Annotated in this window: 15 protein-coding genes and 2 tRNA genes; 8 read left to right on the top strand and 9 right to left on the bottom strand. The window is 38.1% G+C overall.

Translation table 11 applies throughout. The annotated features are described in order from the left end of the window. Positions 1-111 precede the first annotated feature (111 nt). Positions 112-1764 (bottom strand): LTA synthase family protein, encoded by a 1653-nt coding sequence (locus CLV99_RS12335; RefSeq protein WP_246032756.1) that lies wholly within the window; start codon positions 1762-1764, stop codon positions 112-114. Positions 1765-2163: 399 nt separating this feature from the next. Here CLV99_RS12335 and CLV99_RS12330 point away from each other — a divergent pair, with 399 nt between their 5' ends. The 4 genes from CLV99_RS12330 (at position 2164) to CLV99_RS12315 (ending at position 9347) form a co-directional block, all read left to right on the top strand. Next, entirely contained in the window at positions 2164-4782 is a 2619-nt protein-coding gene (locus CLV99_RS12330) for a valine--tRNA ligase (RefSeq protein ID WP_133584806.1), read from the top strand. Between the two features lie 117 nt (positions 4783-4899). Continuing rightward, complete coding sequence (locus CLV99_RS12325) at positions 4900-5781, top strand: hypothetical protein (RefSeq protein ID WP_246032755.1); 882 nt, start codon at positions 4900-4902, stop codon at positions 5779-5781. A 61-nt stretch (positions 5782-5842) separates the two neighbouring features. After that, the gene (locus CLV99_RS12320) at positions 5843-6592 is read left to right on the top strand and encodes an isocitrate lyase/PEP mutase family protein (RefSeq protein ID WP_133584805.1); all 750 of its coding nucleotides are present in this window, start codon (positions 5843-5845) and stop codon (positions 6590-6592) included. A gap of 202 nt (positions 6593-6794) precedes the next feature. After that, positions 6795-9347 (top strand): DUF5686 and carboxypeptidase-like regulatory domain-containing protein, encoded by a 2553-nt coding sequence (locus tag CLV99_RS12315; protein ID WP_133584804.1) that lies wholly within the window; start codon positions 6795-6797, stop codon positions 9345-9347. A gap of 43 nt (positions 9348-9390) precedes the next feature. Here CLV99_RS12315 and CLV99_RS12310 read toward each other — a convergent pair whose 3' ends face one another. The 4 genes from CLV99_RS12310 to CLV99_RS12295 form a co-directional block, all read right to left on the bottom strand. After that, the gene (locus tag CLV99_RS12310; RefSeq protein ID WP_133584803.1) at positions 9391-9657 is read right to left on the bottom strand and encodes a hypothetical protein; all 267 of its coding nucleotides are present in this window, start codon (positions 9655-9657) and stop codon (positions 9391-9393) included. A gap of 122 nt (positions 9658-9779) precedes the next feature. Further along, positions 9780-10382, bottom strand: coding sequence for a LytS family sensor histidine kinase (locus CLV99_RS12305; protein WP_133584802.1), 603 nt, complete (start codon positions 10380-10382; stop codon positions 9780-9782). A gap of 10 nt (positions 10383-10392) precedes the next feature. Next, positions 10393-10989 (bottom strand): DUF502 domain-containing protein, encoded by a 597-nt coding sequence (locus CLV99_RS12300; RefSeq protein ID WP_133584801.1) that lies wholly within the window; start codon positions 10987-10989, stop codon positions 10393-10395. Positions 10990-10991: 2 nt separating this feature from the next. Further along, positions 10992-13424, bottom strand: coding sequence for a bifunctional UDP-N-acetylmuramoyl-tripeptide:D-alanyl-D-alanine ligase/alanine racemase (locus tag CLV99_RS12295; RefSeq protein WP_133584800.1), 2433 nt, complete (start codon positions 13422-13424; stop codon positions 10992-10994). Positions 13425-13542: 118 nt separating this feature from the next. Between CLV99_RS12295 and CLV99_RS12290 the strand changes: the two genes are divergently transcribed. From CLV99_RS12290 to CLV99_RS12280, 3 genes are all read left to right on the top strand, one after another. Beyond that, positions 13543-14019, top strand: coding sequence for a regulatory protein RecX (locus tag CLV99_RS12290; RefSeq protein ID WP_133584799.1), 477 nt, complete (start codon positions 13543-13545; stop codon positions 14017-14019). A 68-nt stretch (positions 14020-14087) separates the two neighbouring features. After that, positions 14088-14160, top strand: a tRNA-Gly gene (locus tag CLV99_RS12285). Between the two features lie 5 nt (positions 14161-14165). Further along, positions 14166-14250, top strand: a tRNA-Leu gene (locus CLV99_RS12280). Between the two features lie 178 nt (positions 14251-14428). Here the strand turns inward: CLV99_RS12280 and CLV99_RS12275 are convergent. The 4 genes from CLV99_RS12275 to CLV99_RS12260 all read right to left on the bottom strand — a co-directional run bounded on the left by CLV99_RS12275 (position 14429) and on the right by CLV99_RS12260 (position 19833). Further along, positions 14429-15058, bottom strand: coding sequence for a YceI family protein (locus CLV99_RS12275; RefSeq protein WP_133584798.1), 630 nt, complete (start codon positions 15056-15058; stop codon positions 14429-14431). A gap of 102 nt (positions 15059-15160) precedes the next feature. Beyond that, the gene (murA, locus tag CLV99_RS12270; RefSeq protein WP_133584797.1) at positions 15161-16486 is read right to left on the bottom strand and encodes a UDP-N-acetylglucosamine 1-carboxyvinyltransferase; all 1326 of its coding nucleotides are present in this window, start codon (positions 16484-16486) and stop codon (positions 15161-15163) included. A 177-nt stretch (positions 16487-16663) separates the two neighbouring features. After that, positions 16664-17416: a DUF4290 domain-containing protein gene (locus CLV99_RS12265; RefSeq protein ID WP_133584796.1), complete on the bottom strand. Its 753-nt coding sequence runs from the start codon at positions 17414-17416 to the stop codon at positions 16664-16666. A gap of 146 nt (positions 17417-17562) precedes the next feature. Next, entirely contained in the window at positions 17563-19833 is a 2271-nt protein-coding gene (locus CLV99_RS12260) for an ATP-dependent helicase (RefSeq protein ID WP_133584795.1), read from the bottom strand. A gap of 126 nt (positions 19834-19959) precedes the next feature. Here CLV99_RS12260 and CLV99_RS12255 point away from each other — a divergent pair, with 126 nt between their 5' ends. Beyond that, positions 19960-20643: a M15 family metallopeptidase gene (locus CLV99_RS12255; RefSeq protein ID WP_133584794.1), complete on the top strand. Its 684-nt coding sequence runs from the start codon at positions 19960-19962 to the stop codon at positions 20641-20643. Positions 20644-20645: the final 2 nt, after the last annotated feature.

The raw sequence follows: 20645 nt of genomic DNA, 5'->3' as shown, positions 1-20645 counted from the left end.
GCCATTAACTTGTCCCCACTTGTTGGGATGAAATGCCCAGATTATCTTTGATGAGCCCTTCGGGGTTATTTTCATTCCGTGTTTGCAATCAGGGACATTTCGTAAGCGCAATTAATATGCTAAAAACTGCTTATAGACCCCTTGGTAATAAGCTTTAGCTATATTCAACAAGCTATCTGATTTTACTTTTGAAAAGGAAGGATCTGCCTGATAATTGATGGATTTACCAATATTATCAAAAGACAGGGTTTGCTCTGAAGTTATAATCCCAAAAGCATCTTTGGAATTATAGAAAGCGACTTCCGTTGTGGTAGGATTGAACAGATCTCTACTCCAAGGGTAGCGCTCCGTATTGGCTCCCAATTGCTGCAGTAACGTTGTTGCTAAATCAGTTTGATTACCTATTCTTGAAATGACCTTTCCTCTATATTCCTTCTTAATAACATCCCCAAAAAACACCAATGGAATGTGGAATCGATTGGGATGTGACAGGTCCCATTTCTCTGTCGGTAGACGATGTCCATGATCAGCAATCAGTACAAACAAGGTATTTTTATACCACTGTTCTTGTTTCGCCTTTTCTATGAAATCGAAAATCACAGAATCCGTATAATAGGCTGTACTCTTAAATTTATTAGGATTACTATCATTTCCAAATTTGTACTTTCCCTTTAAATCAAAAGGTTCATGATTGATTAAAGTAAACATGGTTGAAAAAAAGGGCTGTTGTTCTCTTCTGAAATCTTTGATCATCTGGTTAAAGATAACATGATCATATACCCCCCATGAAGCCCGCTCTTCATGCAAACCAAAGTTAGCTTGGTCTACTACCCGATCGATGCCATGTGTCAGCATATAGGACTTAAAATTATAGAACTCGCTCTGTCCACCATGATAGAATGAATTGCTGTATCCCAAGCTATCCAACTCTTCGCCAATGGCGGGTATATTTTCGTGTTTAGGGATATATTTGATAATACTCTCAGGGCCCTGAGCAGGAAATCCACTTAGGATGCCTATCATTCCTTTGTCCGATCGGTCAGAAGCCGCATAAATATGGTCAAAAAGAATCCCTTCATGAATCAACTTTTCTAGATTCGGAGTTATTCCCTTTTCTCCTCCCAGAGATGCCACCAAATCGCCGACAAAACTCTCCATCATGATCAAAACTATGTTCGGTCTAGTAGTAGTCAGCACCTGTACTGCCGAGTCTGGATTGTGCTCAAACACAGGTTTGATTGCAGACGCTATAGCAGCGTCATCACTATAGAAAGGATAGGGATTCCGTAATAATGTACTGCGTGTGAAATAATCTCGTAATAACGACCATTGTGTATTCACAGCTGCATGATTATAAAATGTTTTCTCAGAAAAATAAGCCTTACTTGGATTCAACGGTGCTCTTCCATAGCCCCCACGAATGAAGGTAAACAGAATGAATACACCGACAACAAACTTCATTAGGTTGGGCAACGGCTTTTTAATATTAAAAAACCATACCGATTTGAATAGGTATCTGTAGAGATAATATCCCAATACGATGCCTAAGATTATCCCTGCGATAGGAACAAAAATAGGTGTAGATTCTGCTGAGGCAACAGCTCCCGATGGTGAGGCCCAAAATGCATCAACAGCCCGCTTTGAAATCTTGTCGCCCCACTCACGATAAATATTGATGTTGATAAATGAAACACCAAAGTACACCAACAATGCTACTAACGTATAAACATCCAAAACTTTACGTTTTAGTTTCACGTTGGGCATAAAACTTAAAACACAATAAAACAGAAATGGAATTGCACATATATAAGCCACCGCAGAAAAGTCCAAAAATAAGCCGTGATAAAAAATTTTCAGTACATCGACAAACGAACTTCCCTTCACCTTTTCAAAAAAAGAAATGATAAAGATAAAGCGATCAATAAAACATATAATCAACCAAAATAAAAAATAACGAGTTAAAGCCTTTAACTCATTAACAAAGTTCTGCATCCTATTCCTTTATAAAACGAGCAAATTTACGCTTAATTATCAATGTCTTAATCACCTATTAACATTTTTTTAACAGATTATACCTAACGTGTTCTTTATTTGAGCGAAGAATGTGGGATTTCACAGCTTAAATCCTTATTTTTGTACACTTTTTACGCCATATTTATAGCAATGAGCATAGCAAAAACTTACAATCCAAAAGAAGCAGAAGACAAATGGTACTCCTATTGGATGGAGAATGGTTTTTTCCGTTCTACACCTGATGAGCGCGAACCTTATACTATTGTAATGCCTCCGCCAAATGTCACTGGAGTACTGCACATGGGCCATATGTTGAACAATACTATTCAAGATGTATTAATTCGTCGCGCCCGTATGCAAGGTAAAAATGCATGTTGGGTCCCTGGTACCGACCACGCATCTATCGCTACAGAAGCTAAAGTCGTGGCCATGCTCAAAGAACAGGGTATTGACAAAAAATCATTGACCCGTGAGGATTTCTTGACACACGCTTGGGAATGGAAAGAGAAATATGGAGGAATCATCCTTAAACAGCTAGAGAAATTAGGCGCTTCGTGCGATTGGGAGCGTACCAAATTCACTATGGACCCTGAACTATCTGAATCGGTAATTGATACGTTTATCAAATTCTACAAAGAAGGGTATATCTACCGCGGTGTACGTATGGTAAACTGGGATCCGCAGGGAAAAACAGCCTTATCTGATGAAGAGGTAATACGCAAAGAAGTTAACCAGAAGCTCTATTACATCCGTTATAAAATAAAAGATAGTGATGAGTATGTCATTATAGCAACTACACGCCCAGAAACCATCATGGCGGATACGGCAGTGTGTATCAATCCAAATGACGATCGCTACGCCCACCTAAAAGGAAAGACGGTATTAGTCCCGTTATTAAACAGAGAAATCCCTATTATCCAGGATGAGTATGTCGACATTGAATTTGGAACAGGCTGTCTTAAGGTGACTCCTGCCCATGATCTAAACGACTACGAACTTGGTCAGAAACATAATCTACCTGTTATCGACATATTGAATGACGATGGCACGTTGAACGAAAAAGCTGAAATTCTGGTAGGTGAAGACCGTTTTATCGCCCGCAAGAAGATAGCTAAAATGCTTGAAGAAGCTGAACAAATCGAGAAAATCGAAGATTACAAATCACAAGTAGGTTTTTCTGAGCGTACCGATGCTGTTATAGAGCCTAAGCTTTCGATGCAATGGTGGTGCAAAATGGAGGAACTTTCTAAACCAGCATTGGAATATGTAGAAAACGGTACCATCAAATTAATACCAGAGAAATTCTTTGCCTCGTACAAGCATTGGATGGAAAATGTGAAAGATTGGTGTATCTCTCGCCAATTGTGGTGGGGACAACGTATTCCAGCTTGGTACAATGATAAAAATGAATGGGTGGTTGCTAAAACAGAAGCGGAAGCTATCCAAGAGTTTGAAGTGCAAGGGAAATCTGCTACCGACATTCACCAAGAAGAAGATGTATTAGACACCTGGTTCTCTTCAGGGCTATGGCCTATGTCTGTATTTGACGGTGTACGAAACCCGGAAAATGAGGAATTTAAATACTACTACCCTACTAATGACCTAGTGACGGCTCCTGAGATTCTTTTCTTCTGGATCGCACGGATGATCATTATGGGCCACGATTACACGCAAAAGCCGCCTTTCCGTAATGTATACTTGACAGGTATCGTACGCGACAAATTAGGGCGTAAGATGTCCAAGTCTTTAGGGAACTCGCCAGATCCAATTGAGTTAATGGCTCAATATGGTACAGATGGTGTACGTGTGGGTATGTTATTATCTTCTCCTGCAGGAAATGACCTTATGTTTGATGTTTCCTACTGCGAACAAGGACGTAACTTTGCGAACAAGATATGGAATGCCTTCCGCTTAGTAAAAGGCTGGGATAGTGTAGAGGCTCCAGCAACGGACGCACAAAGAACTGCTGCGCAATGGTTCGAAAACCGCTTTAACCAAGCTGTGGTCGAAATCGAAGAACACTTCAATAACTATCGTCTGTCCGATGCGCTGATGACGACTTATAAGTTGATATGGGATGATTTCTGTGCCTGGTACTTAGAACTGGTTAAGCCTACTTACCAAACACCAATCGAATCAGAAACATTAGAAACAGTCAAAACATTGTTCCAAAGAGTATTGACCTTAGCTCACCCATTTATGCCATTCCTAACAGAGGAATTGTGGCACGATGAGTTATTTGGCCTTCGTGAAGCAAAAGACTGTGTCATTGTTGCGGAATTCCCTAAAATAACGGCTTTTGATGAACAGATAATCAAAGAATTTGCTTCTGTACAACACATCATTTCCGAGGTACGTAATATCCGTAATTCGAAAGGCATGTCTCCTAAAACAGCATTGCCATTAGCAATTAATGCTTCTAATATGGATTTCTCGAGATACCAAGATAGCATTATCAAATTAGCTAATATTTCGGATCTAACTTTTGTACAGGAAAAGGTAACAGGTGCATTAAGCTTTTTGGCAGGAAAAAGCGAGTGTTATGTCAAACTTGACACAGACAATATTGATATCGACGCGGAAAAAGAACGCATCAGCAAGGAGATTGACTATTTGAAAGGATTTTTAATTTCGGTAGATAAGAAATTATCCAACGAACGATTTGTTCAGAACGCTAAACCTGAAGTGATACAAAACGAACGGAATAAAAAGACAGATGCTTTAGCTAAGATTGAAATCTTAGAAGAAAGCTTAGCATCTCTGGGATAAATAACACCAGGTATAAATTAAAAACCTCACAAAAGTGAGGTTTTTTTTATCCCCGCTTTCAGTGATTGTGCAGCTTCTTTTTTTTTCGGTAATTCGCATGATATATAATAAAAACAGATGAAAAATATACTTTTCGGTTTATTAATGGTGGTATGCTATGGAACCCTATTCGCCCAGGAGAAACCGGCAGCCTATATTTTAGAAGAAGGCTACGACTTCTGGATGAAAGAAAAAGGTGATACAGCTCATGTCTTTGCTGATGTAGCCTACATTAGAGATTATCCTGGGACTAAGGGCAAGCTTTTAGACTCTATTCCACAGGAAACATTGGTTATTATTAAATCAGACTGCTATAACAATTCTACAGCGAGAGGATTCGAAGCCCCTTGGCGTAAGATATCGTATATCAAAGAGGGGAAACAAAAAGAGGGATTCATCTGGTCTGGTCTTTTGGCAATAGGGCGCATGCAACATAAAGATGGTACTATTTTCAGTGTTGGTTTTTTGCGTCGTGATAAGGAGACATCCTATAGTCCTGAAGCCTATATGCTACAGATAAAGTGCTTTGATACAAATCATAATCTCCAGACTAAAGTGTACTATCCTGCCGGGCTTTCCGAACAACGTTACTCAGAACATAAATTATTACCCAACATGGGCTTAGAGGGGTTGGAAAATATTATACGTATAGGATTTTTGGGTGAAGCATGTGGCATACCTAGTGAATACTATTATTTTAGTTGGAATGGCAATGAGATTATCCCAATGTTTAACCGCTATACTGTTGGAGACGCAGGCATCTACCACCATGAAGAAAAAATTCTCTTTCCTTCTGAACATAACCTAGACAAAAATTTAATAATCAAAGACATTGAAGAGGGAGAAGTCATTGATGAAGATGCCCAAGATTATAAGTATAAAACGACTCGTAAACGGGTTAAATACATTTGGAATGGCAAAGTAGCCTCTGAACTTATAGAAATGAAAGCTGTCAATTAAAACAGCTTTCAAAACAAAACTTTCCTATCTATGTTCTATCCCTACAACAATAGATAGAGAGATGGGATACACTACGTTTAAAAAACTACATGAGCAGCCACAGGTATTTGTCTTAGGTAATGTCTGGGATGCACAATCTGCAAAATTAGCCCAAGAGGCGGGCTTTAAAGCTCTCGGTACATCTAGCCATGCTATAGCCAACGTGCTAGGTTACCCTGATGGAGAAAGAATAAGTGTAGATGAAATTTTATTTATGGTGGAACGAATCGTTAATGCGGTTAATATCCCCGTATCAGTCGATTTTGAAGCAGGCTATTCGGATGATCCCGAAAAAGTCGCTGATCATGTACAACGCCTCTTGGATATCGGAGTAATAGGTATCAATCTGGAGGACGGAAAAATAGTGAATGGCACCCGAAAACTTAGTGAAAGTGCTATTCTCGAAAATAAAATAAAAGCCATCAAAGCAATCGGAAAACCGGTATTCATCAATGCTCGAATAGACACTTTTACTACTAAACACGAACAGGCGCTGGAAGAATCTATAAAAAGATCACATGTCTATGAAAAAGCAGGAGCTGATGGACTTTTTATCCCCCTAGCAGAAACAAAATCTGATATTCTAGCTTTGGTAGCAGCAAATAGCCTACCGATTAATCTATTTCTAACACCTCATCTTCCTACTGTTCAGGAACTCGCTGAATGGGGGATAAAACGCTTGAGTCATGGCGCGAAAATATACGAATGGTTAGTCAAGCAAAATAAAAAAGCTTTTGATGATTTCGCAGATTCTCCCACACTTCCAAAATAACATAACCTCAGGGAATCAGTTCATTTCGACCTTATTCTAGATAACCGTCCAGCAATTAAAACTTAGACGATTAGACTTTTATCATAAAAAGGTCAAACTCAATTCATGCACTTTTATATTTGAAAAATATGCTCGTAATTTGCATCATAACTTTTGAATTAAAATGTTTTAAAGTCAAAAGTAAAAACACAGTTGTTTAAACATGAGAGAGCTAATCAACAACAGCATATTTCTTTTTATCGGTATACTTTTCTTCAGTTTTACGAATGCCCAAGAAATCCAGATACGAGGTCGCGTTCTGGACAAGCAAAATAAAGAGCCTATTTCTTTTGCGACTATCGCAGTAGTAGGCGGGCAACAGAAAACATATTCCGATGACAATGGAAATTTTAATCTCACGCTACCCAATAGGCAGGTTAAAGTGCGTGTGTCTTATGTTGGGTACCATGAACAGATGCTAGACTTAAGTGGAGAAAAAACAAGCTTTGATCTGGCCCTCGACCCTGAAAATCTAATTGATGAAGTCGTCGTCAAAAGACCAAAACTCAAATATTCGAATAAAGATAATCCTGCGGTCGAACTCATTCGTCAAGTAATTGCCCACCGGGATCAAAACCGCTTGACCGGACAAGAGTTTGCTGAATACGAGCAGTACGAAAAGATATCACTAGGTTTAAGTAATCTTTCGCCCAAATTTGTCAAAAAAAAGGTCTTTAAAAACTATCAATTTCTATTTCAAAAAGACGATTCTACTACAACAGAAAGCTATGTATTGCCGGCATTCATAGAGGAAAGAGTTTCGAAATTTTACTACAGAAAAGATCCTAAAAAGACTAAGCAGTACATCATTGCCGAACAAAGAGCTGAATTTGACCCTAAGTTTGTAGATAATGAAGGATTATCTGCATATTTCAATAAGTTGTACGAAAAGATAGATATTTATGACAGTAATATCAGTCTATTGACGAATCAGTTTTTGAGCCCTATTGCAAACAGTTCACCTACCTTCTACAGATTTTATATTACAGATACTATCAAATCTGATCAACCATGGCTTGTCGAATTAAGCTTCTTCCCTCGTAACAAGAGCGATTTTTTATTCCAAGGCAAGCTTTATATTACATTGGATGGTAACTATGCGGTCCAAGGGGCTAAAATGAAAGTGAGCGATGATATAAATCTTAACTTTGTAAGAGATCTGGATATCGAACTCGCATTTGAAAAAGATAATCGCAATAAATATTTTTTGAACAAAACTAGTCTTGGAATTGACTTTGCCTTATCTGAAAAAGGCAAAGGTATTCGGGGAAATCGTATTGTATTTTACAAAGACTATATCAGCGGCAGACAACAGCCAGATAGCATCTATTCAGGTGATGACGTGGTTAAAGTTCCTGTAGCTCCGCAAACGGAAGAAGTAAGGGAAAGTTATTGGGCCACGCTACGTCACGAACCGCTCAACAAATCAGAGATGAACATCTACCATAATATCGACACATTACAATTAATGTCTTCTTTTAGGAGATTTATGGACATCAGTGCGTTGTTATTATCAGGATACAAACAGGCAGGCCCAGTAGAAATAGGTCCTGTAAACACGTTTTACAGCTATAACCCTGTAGAGGGTCTACGCCTGCGCCTGGGAGGACGGACGACAGAAAGTCTAAGTAAACGTTTCTACGCTGAAACCTACGGGGCCTATGGTTTTAAGGACAAAGAATGGAAATATTTTGTAAGTGGAACATATTCTCTAAATAATAAATCGGTATACAATTTCCCGCAGCATTATATCCGGGCTTCGGTACAGCATGACACTAAAATACCTGGACAAAATCTAGAATTTATACAGGAAGACAACGTATTACTATCTTTTAAACGCGGTGAGAACAAAAGTTATCTCTATAATGATATCTACCGCTTGGATTACAAAGCAGAATTTGAAAATCATCTCTCTGTGACAGCAGGATTAAGTAAATGGAAGCAAAAACCTGCTGGGGTAATACGCTATGAAATGAAACCTGAACAAGGAGACCCCTATTTGGTGCATGAACTAAACACGACAGAAGTAAGTGTAGGATTACGTTGGGCTCCAAACGAACAGTATTATCAAGGAAAACTATACAGAACTCCTATTTTCAATCAATATCCTATTTTCACCGTCAATTATACTGCCGGTATCAAAGGGCTACTAGATGGAGAGCAAAACTACCATAATTTTACGGGCAGTGTCTTTAAGCGCTTTTACCTATCACAATTAGGCCAGGCTGATGTAACTGTAGATGGTGGCTATGTAGTTGGCAAGAATATTCCATATCCCTTGCTTACGATACATCGTGCCAATCAGACCTATGCGTATCAACTTCAGTCTTATAACCTCATGAACTTTATGGAGTTTATTTCTGACCACCATGTAGGATTAAACGTCCAATATTACATGAATGGTTTTATCTTAAATAAAATACCTTTAATAAAACGCTTACAACTTAGAGAGGTGTTTAGTTTCAAAGGACTATATGGAGGACTTAGAGATGAAAATAATCCGTCCTTGAACAACAAAGTATATTCGTGGCAGACCAATTCCGATGGAGAGATTTCTTCGTTCACATTTGGTTCTAAGCCATACATGGAAGCTAGTATAGGACTTTCTAATATCTTCAAAATATTAAGAGTTGACTATGTCAGAAGATTAAATTACCTTGACCAACCCGACGTGTCAAAATCGGGTATCCGTGCTCGTATCAAATTTGATTTCTAATAGATAAAAAAAGGTCCAGAAATTCTGGACCTTTTTTTATCTATTAATACTCAACTGATATAATTGCTGAAAGCGGAATCAATACACCGCTTTTTATCTGTATATACTTATCCGTCAGTGACCATACCGTAGTCTCTATACGCATTGGACCATCTTCAGTATTAAATATAATGGTCACCTTCGACTTAAACTCATTACCTAAACGCTGAGCATCGTTCAATTTCCGACATAGCTCTTCTACCTTACTCTCGTCTGCAGCAATAATTTTATAATTGTTGATGTCTTCCTTTTCTATTAATGTACCGATCATTTTTTACGTATTTAAATCCGACAATTATTTATTTAAAACTCTTATATAAATATAACTAAATGAGTTTTTAAAAATCAATTGTTATAAAATAATTACATTAATATTAACATAATTTAAAGGTTTCAATCGACCAGTTCTAACCGTAAGGAAGCTTTAAAGATATTGCTATTACTATTTAAAATAAAATCGTAGTTATTTGGATACTCATAGTCTAACCTGGATCTGAAAAACTGTATAACATCTGTATCTCTTTGATCTGCGACATAGTGATTGATTCTATTACTCACTTCTAAGGTAAAGATCTTACCAATCAAACGCCCACGTACCCGTACGGGATATTTAGCATCAATATGGTAACCATAATGGAATGCATTTTGAATTAATGGAAATAATATGAAGGGAGCGATTCGATCGAAATCTCCCGGCAAGGGAAAATCACATAAAACCTGGATATCCTGTTTTCTATATTGACAGTACAGCCCAATATACCGCTCCAGATTCCGTAGTTCGTCTGTTAAGGAAATTCTGCTATCATTTCCTAACTGTAAAACATCTTGTAGATAACCTCCTAAATCTGACGGAATCGGCGGTTCATTTTTAAAATGAGCCAATACTAATTCCTTATCTAATTTACTTTGTTCTAAAGACAATCTTGCTTCGGCAGCAATAGCATCATCAAGCTTTATTTTCTCTTTACTAAATATACGTTTTAAGAATACAGTCATCTCTTCCTGGTTACTCAATTCCGGAAACACCCCCTGAAACGACTAATTTCATAGCATCTGTCGCACTCATGTTTAGCTTGGTGACACGAGAGGAATGAACGACTACAACCTGTCCAGCAAAAGAATAAGAATAGGGAAAATACACAATCACTTCATCCGGTAAACCAAGTTTGCCTAAATCCTTTTGTGTGAGGAAGCCAATTTTCTTTAATCCAGTCTCATTTACTTCCACTAAAACAGGCTCGTTAAATTTCTTCGCATCTCCAACAAAAGCTTCTGTAAAATCCTTAATAGAGGAATACAATGTATTAAATAAGGGAATTCTATTCACTGTCCGATTGAGCCAATGCTTAATTGGTTCAGTAACTAAAGTTGTAAAAATAAGACCTACGATAATCAGGAGAACAATTACAGTAAGAATTCCAATTCCGGGGATATAAAGGGGATGTCCCTCTTCGTCCTCTAAAAAATGCTGGGTGATATTCAGTGCATTGTCTAGGGATGCAACGATCCAAACAATCAAAAATATAGCACCTGCTACAGGAACCATGACCAAAGTACCTTTGATCAAATAATATAACAACCTTTGAAAAATCTTCTTAAACATAATTACTCGTAAAAATACACTCTTTTTACCCGAGATGAAATACCTGTTAACAATTCATAAGGAATAGTTCCAATACTGCGGGCTATCTCACTCATATTAGGAAATACTAAGACTTCGTCCCCTTCTGCAACATCTATATCTGTAACGTCCAACATACACATATCCATACAAATATTCCCGACTGTGGGTACCGATCTGCCATTAATAACCATATTACCAACCCCATTCCCCAGACGCCGGTCATAACCATCTGCATAACCAATCTTTACAGTCGCAATTCTCGAATCCCGCTGTAACACACCTTTCCTATCATACCCTACTGTTTCAGTTTTAGACAGCTGCTTAATCTGCGTAATGGTGGTCTTCAGACGACCTACATCTTCTAATTGCAGGCCATTAGGTGCCATGTCAAAACCATATGCGCCTATTCCCAAACGAACCATGTCGTAGTGAGCTTCTGGATGATGTACAATACCAGAGGTATTACAGATATGCTTGATGACTGTATAACCTAAGGTAGATTCAATCTTCGCTACCATATATTCGAACAAACCAATCTGTCCTGTAGTGAAAGATTTTAGTGCCTCGCTTCCTGCTCCAGCTAAATGCGAAAAGACGGTAGCCACACGAACCGTCGGATTTGCACAGATGGTAGTCAATGCCTCTTGTATCTCATCCGTCATAAATCCAAGCCTATGCATCCCTGTGTCCAGCTTGAGATGTATTGGGTAGGCTTCTATTTTTCGTTCCTCTAAAAAGGAAACAAATGCCTTCAATATACGAAGTGAATAAATCTCCGGTTCTAGTCGGTACAACAGCATATCTTCGAAGGTGCCTTCATGGGGGCTGAGTACCATGATGGGTAAGGTAATACCCGCCCGGCGAAGTTCTGCTCCCTCGTCTACAAATGCTACGGTAAGGTAATCAACTTTATTAAATTGAAGAACATTAGCGATCTCAAAACTACCACTACCATAAGAAAACGCTTTGACCATGGCCATTATTCGCACCCCGTTCTTAAGACATGAACGATATTGTGAAAGATTATTTTCCAAGGCCTTTAGGTTAATCTCCAAGATAGTATCATGAGACTTCTCTACTAATAACCGGCTTACACGTTCTAACTCGAACTTACGTCCACCTTTTAGCAATAAAACACTATCTGTAAGATTTAACTGTTGTAATGAATCTAACAGTGCATCTGTAGATTCGAATAACAAGGAAGGCACTGTCAAATGCGCTTTAACCCCTTTTAATCGATTTCCGACTAGAATAATTTGATTCAAAGGCTGTACATTCAACAAATCAGCCAATTTTGAAACAGACGATTTGGTCCACTCCTCTCCTTCAAAATCGCTCAAAATTAGTTTTCTAACCTCACCCTGATTCTGTTGTGCTAAAAAATCCAATGCTATCTGTAATGATGCCAGATCATTAGAATAGGTATCATCTATAATACTGTTATTATGCTTCCCCTTCTTTAGCTGTAATCTCATTTCTAAGGGACGTAAACCCAAAATACGTAGTTTTATTACGTCAGTAGCGTAGCCTAATGTCAACATGACTAATGTACAAGTCATCACGTTGTCGATAGAGGCCTTATCAATAAAAGGAACTGTCAATGAGAAAGCCTGTTCTTTATAGAACAGTTCTAAAATAGTGTTATTTTTATCCCTGTGCTGTCCTAAAAGCTGTAAATCATCAGTCCTGTCTCTCCCCCAAGTTGTACAGTTGGGATACTTATTCAACACATCCTCCAACACGGTAGATGGAGCAACAACAGTTTTCACACTTTTGAATAATTTCCACTTTTCTTCTAGTTTCTGCGTTATAGAATCAAATCCTTCTTGATGGGCAGGTCCTATACTGGTGCATATTCCAATGGTAGGTTGAATCATCTCCTCCAATATATCCATTTCCCCGACCTTACTGACTCCCGCTTCTATAAGGGCTATTTGGTGCTCTGATGTAAGATTCCACAAAGATAAGGCTACACCCAATTGAGAATTATAGCTTTTGGGACTTTGGTAGCAATTGTACTCTTCTGAAATCAATTGGTGCAACCAGGTTTTGACAATGGTCTTTCCATTACTCCCTGTTATACCTATAATCGGGATTGAGAAATGGTTACGATGAAAGGTTGCAATCTGTTGCAATGCCCGAAGTGTATCTGCAACCCAGATAAAATTAGCTTCTGGATAGGGACTGATATCAAACGCTGTATCGGATATTACAAAACTACGCACCCCTTTTTCATAAGCTTCTGCTATAAAACGATGTCCGTCTCGCTGTTGAACCAGTGCAAAAAACAAGCTATCATCCCCTACTCTAATCTTTCGCGTATCATAAGCCAACACCGAAAATGTGGCCTTAGCAAAAGGCAGAGAACTCTTACTGTAACTGATATGAGGGAGGATAGTATCTAGAATATACATAGTAAAAATTTAAACGAACAGATGAGGCAAAAAACAACTCCTGGGTAAAGCACAAATTTGATGATTATTTTTAATAAGTAAAAGAGGATTATGCTAGGCTTTTACATAAGTTTGTACTATGGAAGAGCAGCGATTATATAAAAAAAACTATACTCCACATCAAGCTAAACTGAAAGCTGAAGCCTACTGTGCCTATCAAGAAAGATCACAGCAAGAGGTGAGAGATAAGCTATACGATTGGGGGTTACATATGGAGGATGTCGAACAAATAATCAGTGAGCTGATATCTACTAATTTCCTCAATGAAGAGCGTTATGCGAATGCCTTTGCACTCGGCAAATTTAGGATCAAAGGTTGGGGAAAGATTAAAATACAACAGCACCTAAAAGCAAAACGAGTATCTGCTCCCTTAATAAAAATAGCCTTACAACAAATCGACCTAGACGAGTACGAAGAGAAACTAACAGATATTATTAAAAAAAAATCAACTGTAAGTTTGCAACAACTTAGCTTACAGGACAAAGCCAAATTAGTACGCTACCTGCAAAGTAAAGGTTTTGAAAACACACTTATTTTTGAAAGAATAAAAATTTAAAATCGGTCATTATTTTCATTTTTTTCTTTGCATAATTGCATTATTACTCTATATTTGCACCACGTCAAGCGAAAGTAGCTCAGTTGGTAGAGCACAACCTTGCCAAGGTTGGGGTCGCGAGTTCGAATCTCGTCTTTCGCTCAGTTGCCTAGGTGGTGGAACTGGTAGACACGCAGGACTTAAAATCCTGTTCCCGTTAAGGGAGTGCGGGTTCGATTCCCGCCCTAGGTACAAAAGGCTAATCGTAAGATTAGCCTTTTTTTATATCCTACTATTTTCTTAAAAAATCAAAATAGACACTACGTAAAGCTTCAGATATACTATGCTCTCTGACTTTTTCGCTTAATGGCTTAAAATAAAAAGCGCCAGCAATAAATTGCCAGCGCTTTCTTTCGTTAGTGCGTATTAATTACTTATTTGCAACAATATTAACACGGAAGTTAATCTCTTTAGAAATCAAATCATCTTTCTTTCCTTCATAACTTACTCCCCAATCTTCACGTAAAATATTGAAGTCCGCAGAAGTTTTTACAGTAGTATCTGTAATTTCGTCTACCTTCGAATCGAATGTAATATTTTTAGAAATACCTTTAATAACTAGATTACCAGAAATCACAACTGTACCAGCTGTAGCCCCAGCTTTTACTTCGGTAATAGTGAAAGAAGCTTCTGGATGTGTAGCTACCCCAAAGAAATCGTCAGCTTTCAAATGGCCGTCCAATTTATCCTTATACTCGCCTTCTAAATCTGTAGCTGAAATTGTATTCATATCTAATACAAAGTTACCGCCAGTGATTGCTCCATTATCGACATTTACAACTCCAGATTTCACTGTTATAGTACCTTCGTGGAAGCCAGAAACCTTGGTACCTTTCCACATGATCTTGGTTGCAGCAGTATCTACTTTGTAAGCAACACCTGTTACTTGATCAACTGTAGCCACTAAATCTTTTGTTTCAGCTTTTTTACCTTCTGGATTACCGGCGCAAGAAGCAAGAACCATTGCTGCTACTGCGGAGAATAAAACTAGTTTTTTCATTTTCTAACAATATGTGTTTAAACGTTTATTTTATACAAAAATAGAATAGCTTTTTAGATAACAAAGCGTATTTTGATTTATTAACATTACACAGACAATTTATTAATGTCCCATGGGCTGTGCTTCAACACGCTTTATATCAGCTCCTAGCGCGATAAGACGTTGTTCTATATCTTGATATCCGCGTTCTATTTGCTCGATATTAAAGATTGTAGATTTACCTTGCGCTGATAATGCTGCAATAAGCAAGGATACCCCTGCTCTGATATCCGGTGAAGACATTTGTATCCCTCGAAGCTGAGTCTGCTTATTTAAACCGATAACCGTGGCGCGATGTGGATCACATAAAATAATCTGAGCCCCCATATCGATTAGCTTATCCACGAAGAACAGTCTACTTTCAAACATTTTCTGATGAATCAAAACATTGCCCTTAGCCTGAATAGCTGTTACTAAAACGATACTTAAAAGATCAGGTGTAAACCCAGGCCATGGCGAGTCTGATATCGTTAATATTGAACCATCGATAAAGGTATCAATTTCATAATTATCTTGAGCAGGAATAAAGATATCATCCCCTCTTAATTCCATCTTGATACCTAAACGCGCAAAGACAGTAGGGATAATTCCAAGTTCGTTATAAGCTACATTTTTTATTGTTATCTCAGACCCTGTCATTGCCGCTAACCCGATAAATGAACCAATCTCAATCATATCAGGCAACATACGGTGTTCAGTACCACCCAAAGAGTCAACTCCTTCTATGGTCAGCAAATTGGAACCAATACCTGAAATTTTTGCTCCCATGCGATTCAACATTTTACAAAGCTGCTGTAAATAAGGCTCACAAGCCGCGTTATAGATTGTTGTAGTTCCTTTCGCTAATACAGCTGCCATTACAATATTAGCTGTACCTGTCACAGAAGCTTCGTCCAACAGGATATAAGTTCCTTTCAATGCTGTAGCATCAATATTGAAGAAATGATTATCAGCATCATAAACGAATTTTGCTCCTAGCTTCTCAAATCCCAAGAAATGGGTATCTAATCTCCTACGGCCAATTTTGTCTCCTCCTGGCTTTGGAATCGCTGCCTTGCCAAATCGTGCTAACAAAGGCCCTACAATCATAATAGATCCTCTCAAGCTTCCTCCTTTTTGTTTGAATTCTTCAGAGGTAAAATAATCTATATTAATATCTTTAGCCTGAAACTCGTAGGTATCTTTGCTCAATTGATTTACAGAAACGCCTAACGAACGTAACAAATCAATTAATTTATTAACATCCTTTATATCAGGAATGTTGCTTATAGTAATTTTATCTTCAGTCAGTAAGACCGCAGATAAAATCTGTAATGCTTCATTCTTTGCCCCTTGAGGTACAATCTCCCCTTTTAACGGCTTCCCACCGTGAATTTCAAATGCGTTCATATATTAATTCTATTATAAATATAGGTATAGCTATTTTCAAGCTGTTTTAATAAAAATACAACAAGAGGATGTCCTCAGACCGAAATACAAACAAAAACTTGACCAAATCAAAGTAACCTTGTTTGTATTTTGAAATTGTAGACATCCTCTTTCGCAGAAGTAATCGGATACCCTAACTTACTTCTTATAATTATTGTTCTGATAAGGTCGCTTGCCAGATCCAGCAGTATTACTACTCTGCCTTTTTCGGCCGTTATTATTGTTGTTATTGTTATTATTTTGGTATTGCTTCTTAGGATAGTTTGATCCCGAAGCTTGCTTCTGGCCGTGATTGCCTGCTGGCGTTTGAGATTTAACACGGTTGCCCGGAGGCGGTGTGCGGAAATCAAGCTTAGTGAGAACCGTATCCTCAGGCAACACTAAAACAAAACCTGAAAGCTCTTTCAAATCCTGAATGATTTGTAAATCATTAACAGAATCTTTGTTCCACGTGAGGTAGGCCATTTTCATAAAATTGGCGATACCTAATGTCATTTTCTGTCTTGTCTCTTCGTGAGGTACAGCCATTGCTTTCTCGATCATAGATTCGACGATATGCCCATAATGCTTAAAGCGTATTCTATGTTGTGGATAAGGCAAAGGTTCCGGCTTATGGCGTATTTCTTCTTTAGAAGGAATTGGATAAGGTGAATCCACATCTATCTTAAAATCTGAAATAATATATAAGTGATCCCAAAGCTTATGCTTAAAATCCGAAACGTCTCTCAAATGGGGATTTAAGACCCCCATCATATCGATAACGACTTGTGCCAATCTGTTACGTTCGTCCCTAGAAGGAACTGTACAGATATGATCAACCATATTTTGCACATTCCTACCATATTCGGCCAAAATTAGCTTAGAACGTGTACTGTTATAATCAAAATTCATATGTATTAATTTGCTTTTTAACGGCCATATGGAACATCCAAAGTACATTATGTGTCTTTGTACAGTCTGTACTGCTTGAATATTTCATATAGTGAAATTAAACGTAATATATAACGTTATTTTTTATTTAATATTCCATCCAAATGCTATTGGACAATTCTTAGTTTCGCAAATTTAAGCAACAATTGTTTCTGTCCCAACTCCTTAAAAAAAATAGTTGCTTTCAAATCCGGCTTATTGCCTTCCAGATTTATGACTTTCCCGAAACCAAAACGCTCATGCTCTACCTCCATGCCCACTTGCAGACCACTGGTATCCGAAGGTGCAAACCCCTCTGAAGGGACGTGGGCTTTCGGAAGAATAGACGTAGTCTTTACAATTTTGGGCTTGGGTTTGGAGAAGCTATCCTTCTGTTGCCACGCTATTCGATCAGACTTCATATCTCCATCCCCTGAAGCACTGTTCATTCTAGGTTTAAAGTCTAAATCTAAACAAGCAGGATTCAATTCATCTAAGAAACGACTGGGTTCGCAATTATTTAAAGTACCCCAGCGATACCTTGAGGTGGCATAAGAAATGTGCAATTTAGTCTCTGCACGTGTCACTGCCACATAAAACAGCCTCCGCTCCTCTTCTAATTCCGCTCGTGAATTTACGGATAATTGCGATGGAAACAAATTTTCTTCTAATCCTACAATAAATACATGAGGAAACTCAAGTCCTTTAGACGAGTGAATAGTCATTAATGATACGGTATCTGCATTGGGATCTTTATCATTATCGTCATTTGTAAGGAGTGCAACATCCTGTAAAAAAACGTCTAGACTTTTTTCTTCAATGTCTTCTCGTTCGGAAAACTCTTTGATACCATTTAATAACTCTTGGATATTCTCATATCGACTCAAGCCCTCTACCGATTTATCTTCATATAGATCTTTCAATATGCCCGAATGTTGTGCAATGTGCATCGCTGTATCGAAAGCATTAGCTTGATTCCCTATCGCCTGAAAGCTCTGCACCATGGTTCCGAAATTGGAAACAGCCGTTGCACTACGTCCATCTAAAAACATTTGTGCATTAGCGACTATATCCCATAAGCGATACTGGTTTTTGTCCGCGGCAACAATAATTTTATCAATAGTAGTATCCCCTATCCCTCTCCGTGGATAGTTAATCACCCGTTTAAGTGCCTCCTCATCATTAGGATTATACGTCAATCGGAAATACGCAATAAGATCTTTAATTTCCTTGCGTTGATAAAATGAAGTACCTCCATAAATCTTATAAGGAATATTAAGCTTACGTAAGGATTCCTCCATTGCCCGAGATTGCGCATTCGTACGGTATAGAATAGCAAAACTTTTAAATTGCAAAGAATGTAATGCCTTGTCCTGCAGGATTGCCTCTGCTACAATTTTACCTTCCTCATTGTCGGAGAAAGCACGAGCTACTTTGATCTTGTCGCCGTCTTCATTTTCAGAAAAAACATTCTTTTCAAGCTGATTTTTGTTGTTGGCAATAATACTATTTGCTGCATTGACAATCATCTTTGTCGAGCGGTAGTTCTGTTCTAGCTTAAATACTTTTACCGTTGGGTAATCCTTTTGAAAGTTAAGAATGTTCTGGATATTCGCTCCCCGAAAGGCATAAATACTTTGAGCGTCATCTCCGACGACACATATATTTTCATTGACAGCCGCTAACCGTTTGACGATAAGGTATTGAGAAAAGTTCGTATCCTGATACTCATCAACCATGAGATAGCGGAACTGATGTTGATACTTATGTAAAGTCTCGGGATGTTTATTCAATAAAACATTTGTTTTGAACAATAGATCATCAAAATCCATTGCACCTGCCCGATAACAACGTTGAGCATAAGTAAAATAAACCTGTCCCATCTGCGGTCGTCCATTCTCCCTATCTTCGGCAAGTATAGCTTCGTTTTTATTGTATTCCTGAGGTGAAATAAGGTTGTTTTTAGCAGAGGAAATACGTCCATAGACTTGATTGACATTGTACAGTTTATCATCTAGGTTCATTTCTTTCAAGATAGACCTTAATAAACTTTTGGTATCGTCGGTATCATATATTGTGAAATTTTTTGGATAACCAATCAACTCAGCTTCGACACGAAGTATACGAGCAAAAATGGAGTGAAAAGTACCCATCCATATATTTTTTGCTTCTGCCCCTACCACCTTTGTAATACGTTCCCGCATTTCCTTAGCGGCTTTATTGGTAAACGTAAGAACCAGAATCTTAAAGGGATCTACACCTTTACGAATAAGATGAGCTACTCGATATGTGATAACACGGGTTTTCCCTGACCCCGCTCCAGCCACAATCATTACTGGCCCTTCTGTCTGCTCTACAGCGTCACGCTGCGTGGAATTTAATCCTGCTAAATAATCCAAAATAAAAAGATTTTTTTCCGTTAGAAATAGATTGCAAAGTTACTAAATTACTGTTAAATACGGTTGGTTTGTATTGCTATTTATTCTGACAAATAGCTACCTTTATCTTGTTAACAAGACGTTATTATGATAAAACCGACACTTATTGCCTCCTTCTTCTTTATCCTCATTGCTACTCATGCACAACAGAGCTCGAACCGACTGCCTAATGGTTTTGTATATGTAAAGGATATCATACCACATCTAGAAGTGGATTTACGATACTGTGGTCATCACAACTTTATTGGAAAACCTATACAAGGCTATTTGGAACCTCAAACCATTCTTACAAAGAAGGCAACGGAAGCGTTGGCAAATGTAGAGAAAGAGCTAAACAAAAACAATATGGGGTTAAAAATATTCGATGCCTATCGTCCCCAATCGGCTGTAAATCATTTTGTAAAATGGGCCAGTGATCTCAAAGATACCTTAGGCAAATCTGAATTCTATCCAACCGAAGACAAACGCTTTTTATTTAAGAGAGGTTATATAGCGTCAAAATCGGGGCATAGCCGGGGGAGTACGGTAGACCTAACTATCATCATGCTAGATAGTAAGAAAGAGATTGATATGGGGAGTCCATTCGATTTTCTCGGCGAAAAATCAGGACATTCCTTTGCTAATCTATCCACACAACAGCTAAAAAACAGGAAGACCCTCAAATCCGTTATGGAAAAACACGGTTTTAGAGCCTATTCGAAAGAATGGTGGCACTACACTTTGAACAATGAACCTTTTAAAGATAAGTACTTTGATTTCCCAGTTCAATAACT

Origin of the sequence: Sphingobacterium yanglingense, from assembly GCF_004363245.1 — a bacterium.
GTDB classification, from domain to species: domain Bacteria; phylum Bacteroidota; class Bacteroidia; order Sphingobacteriales; family Sphingobacteriaceae; genus Sphingobacterium; species Sphingobacterium yanglingense.
This window is presented reverse-complemented; position numbering and strand designations above follow the sequence as displayed.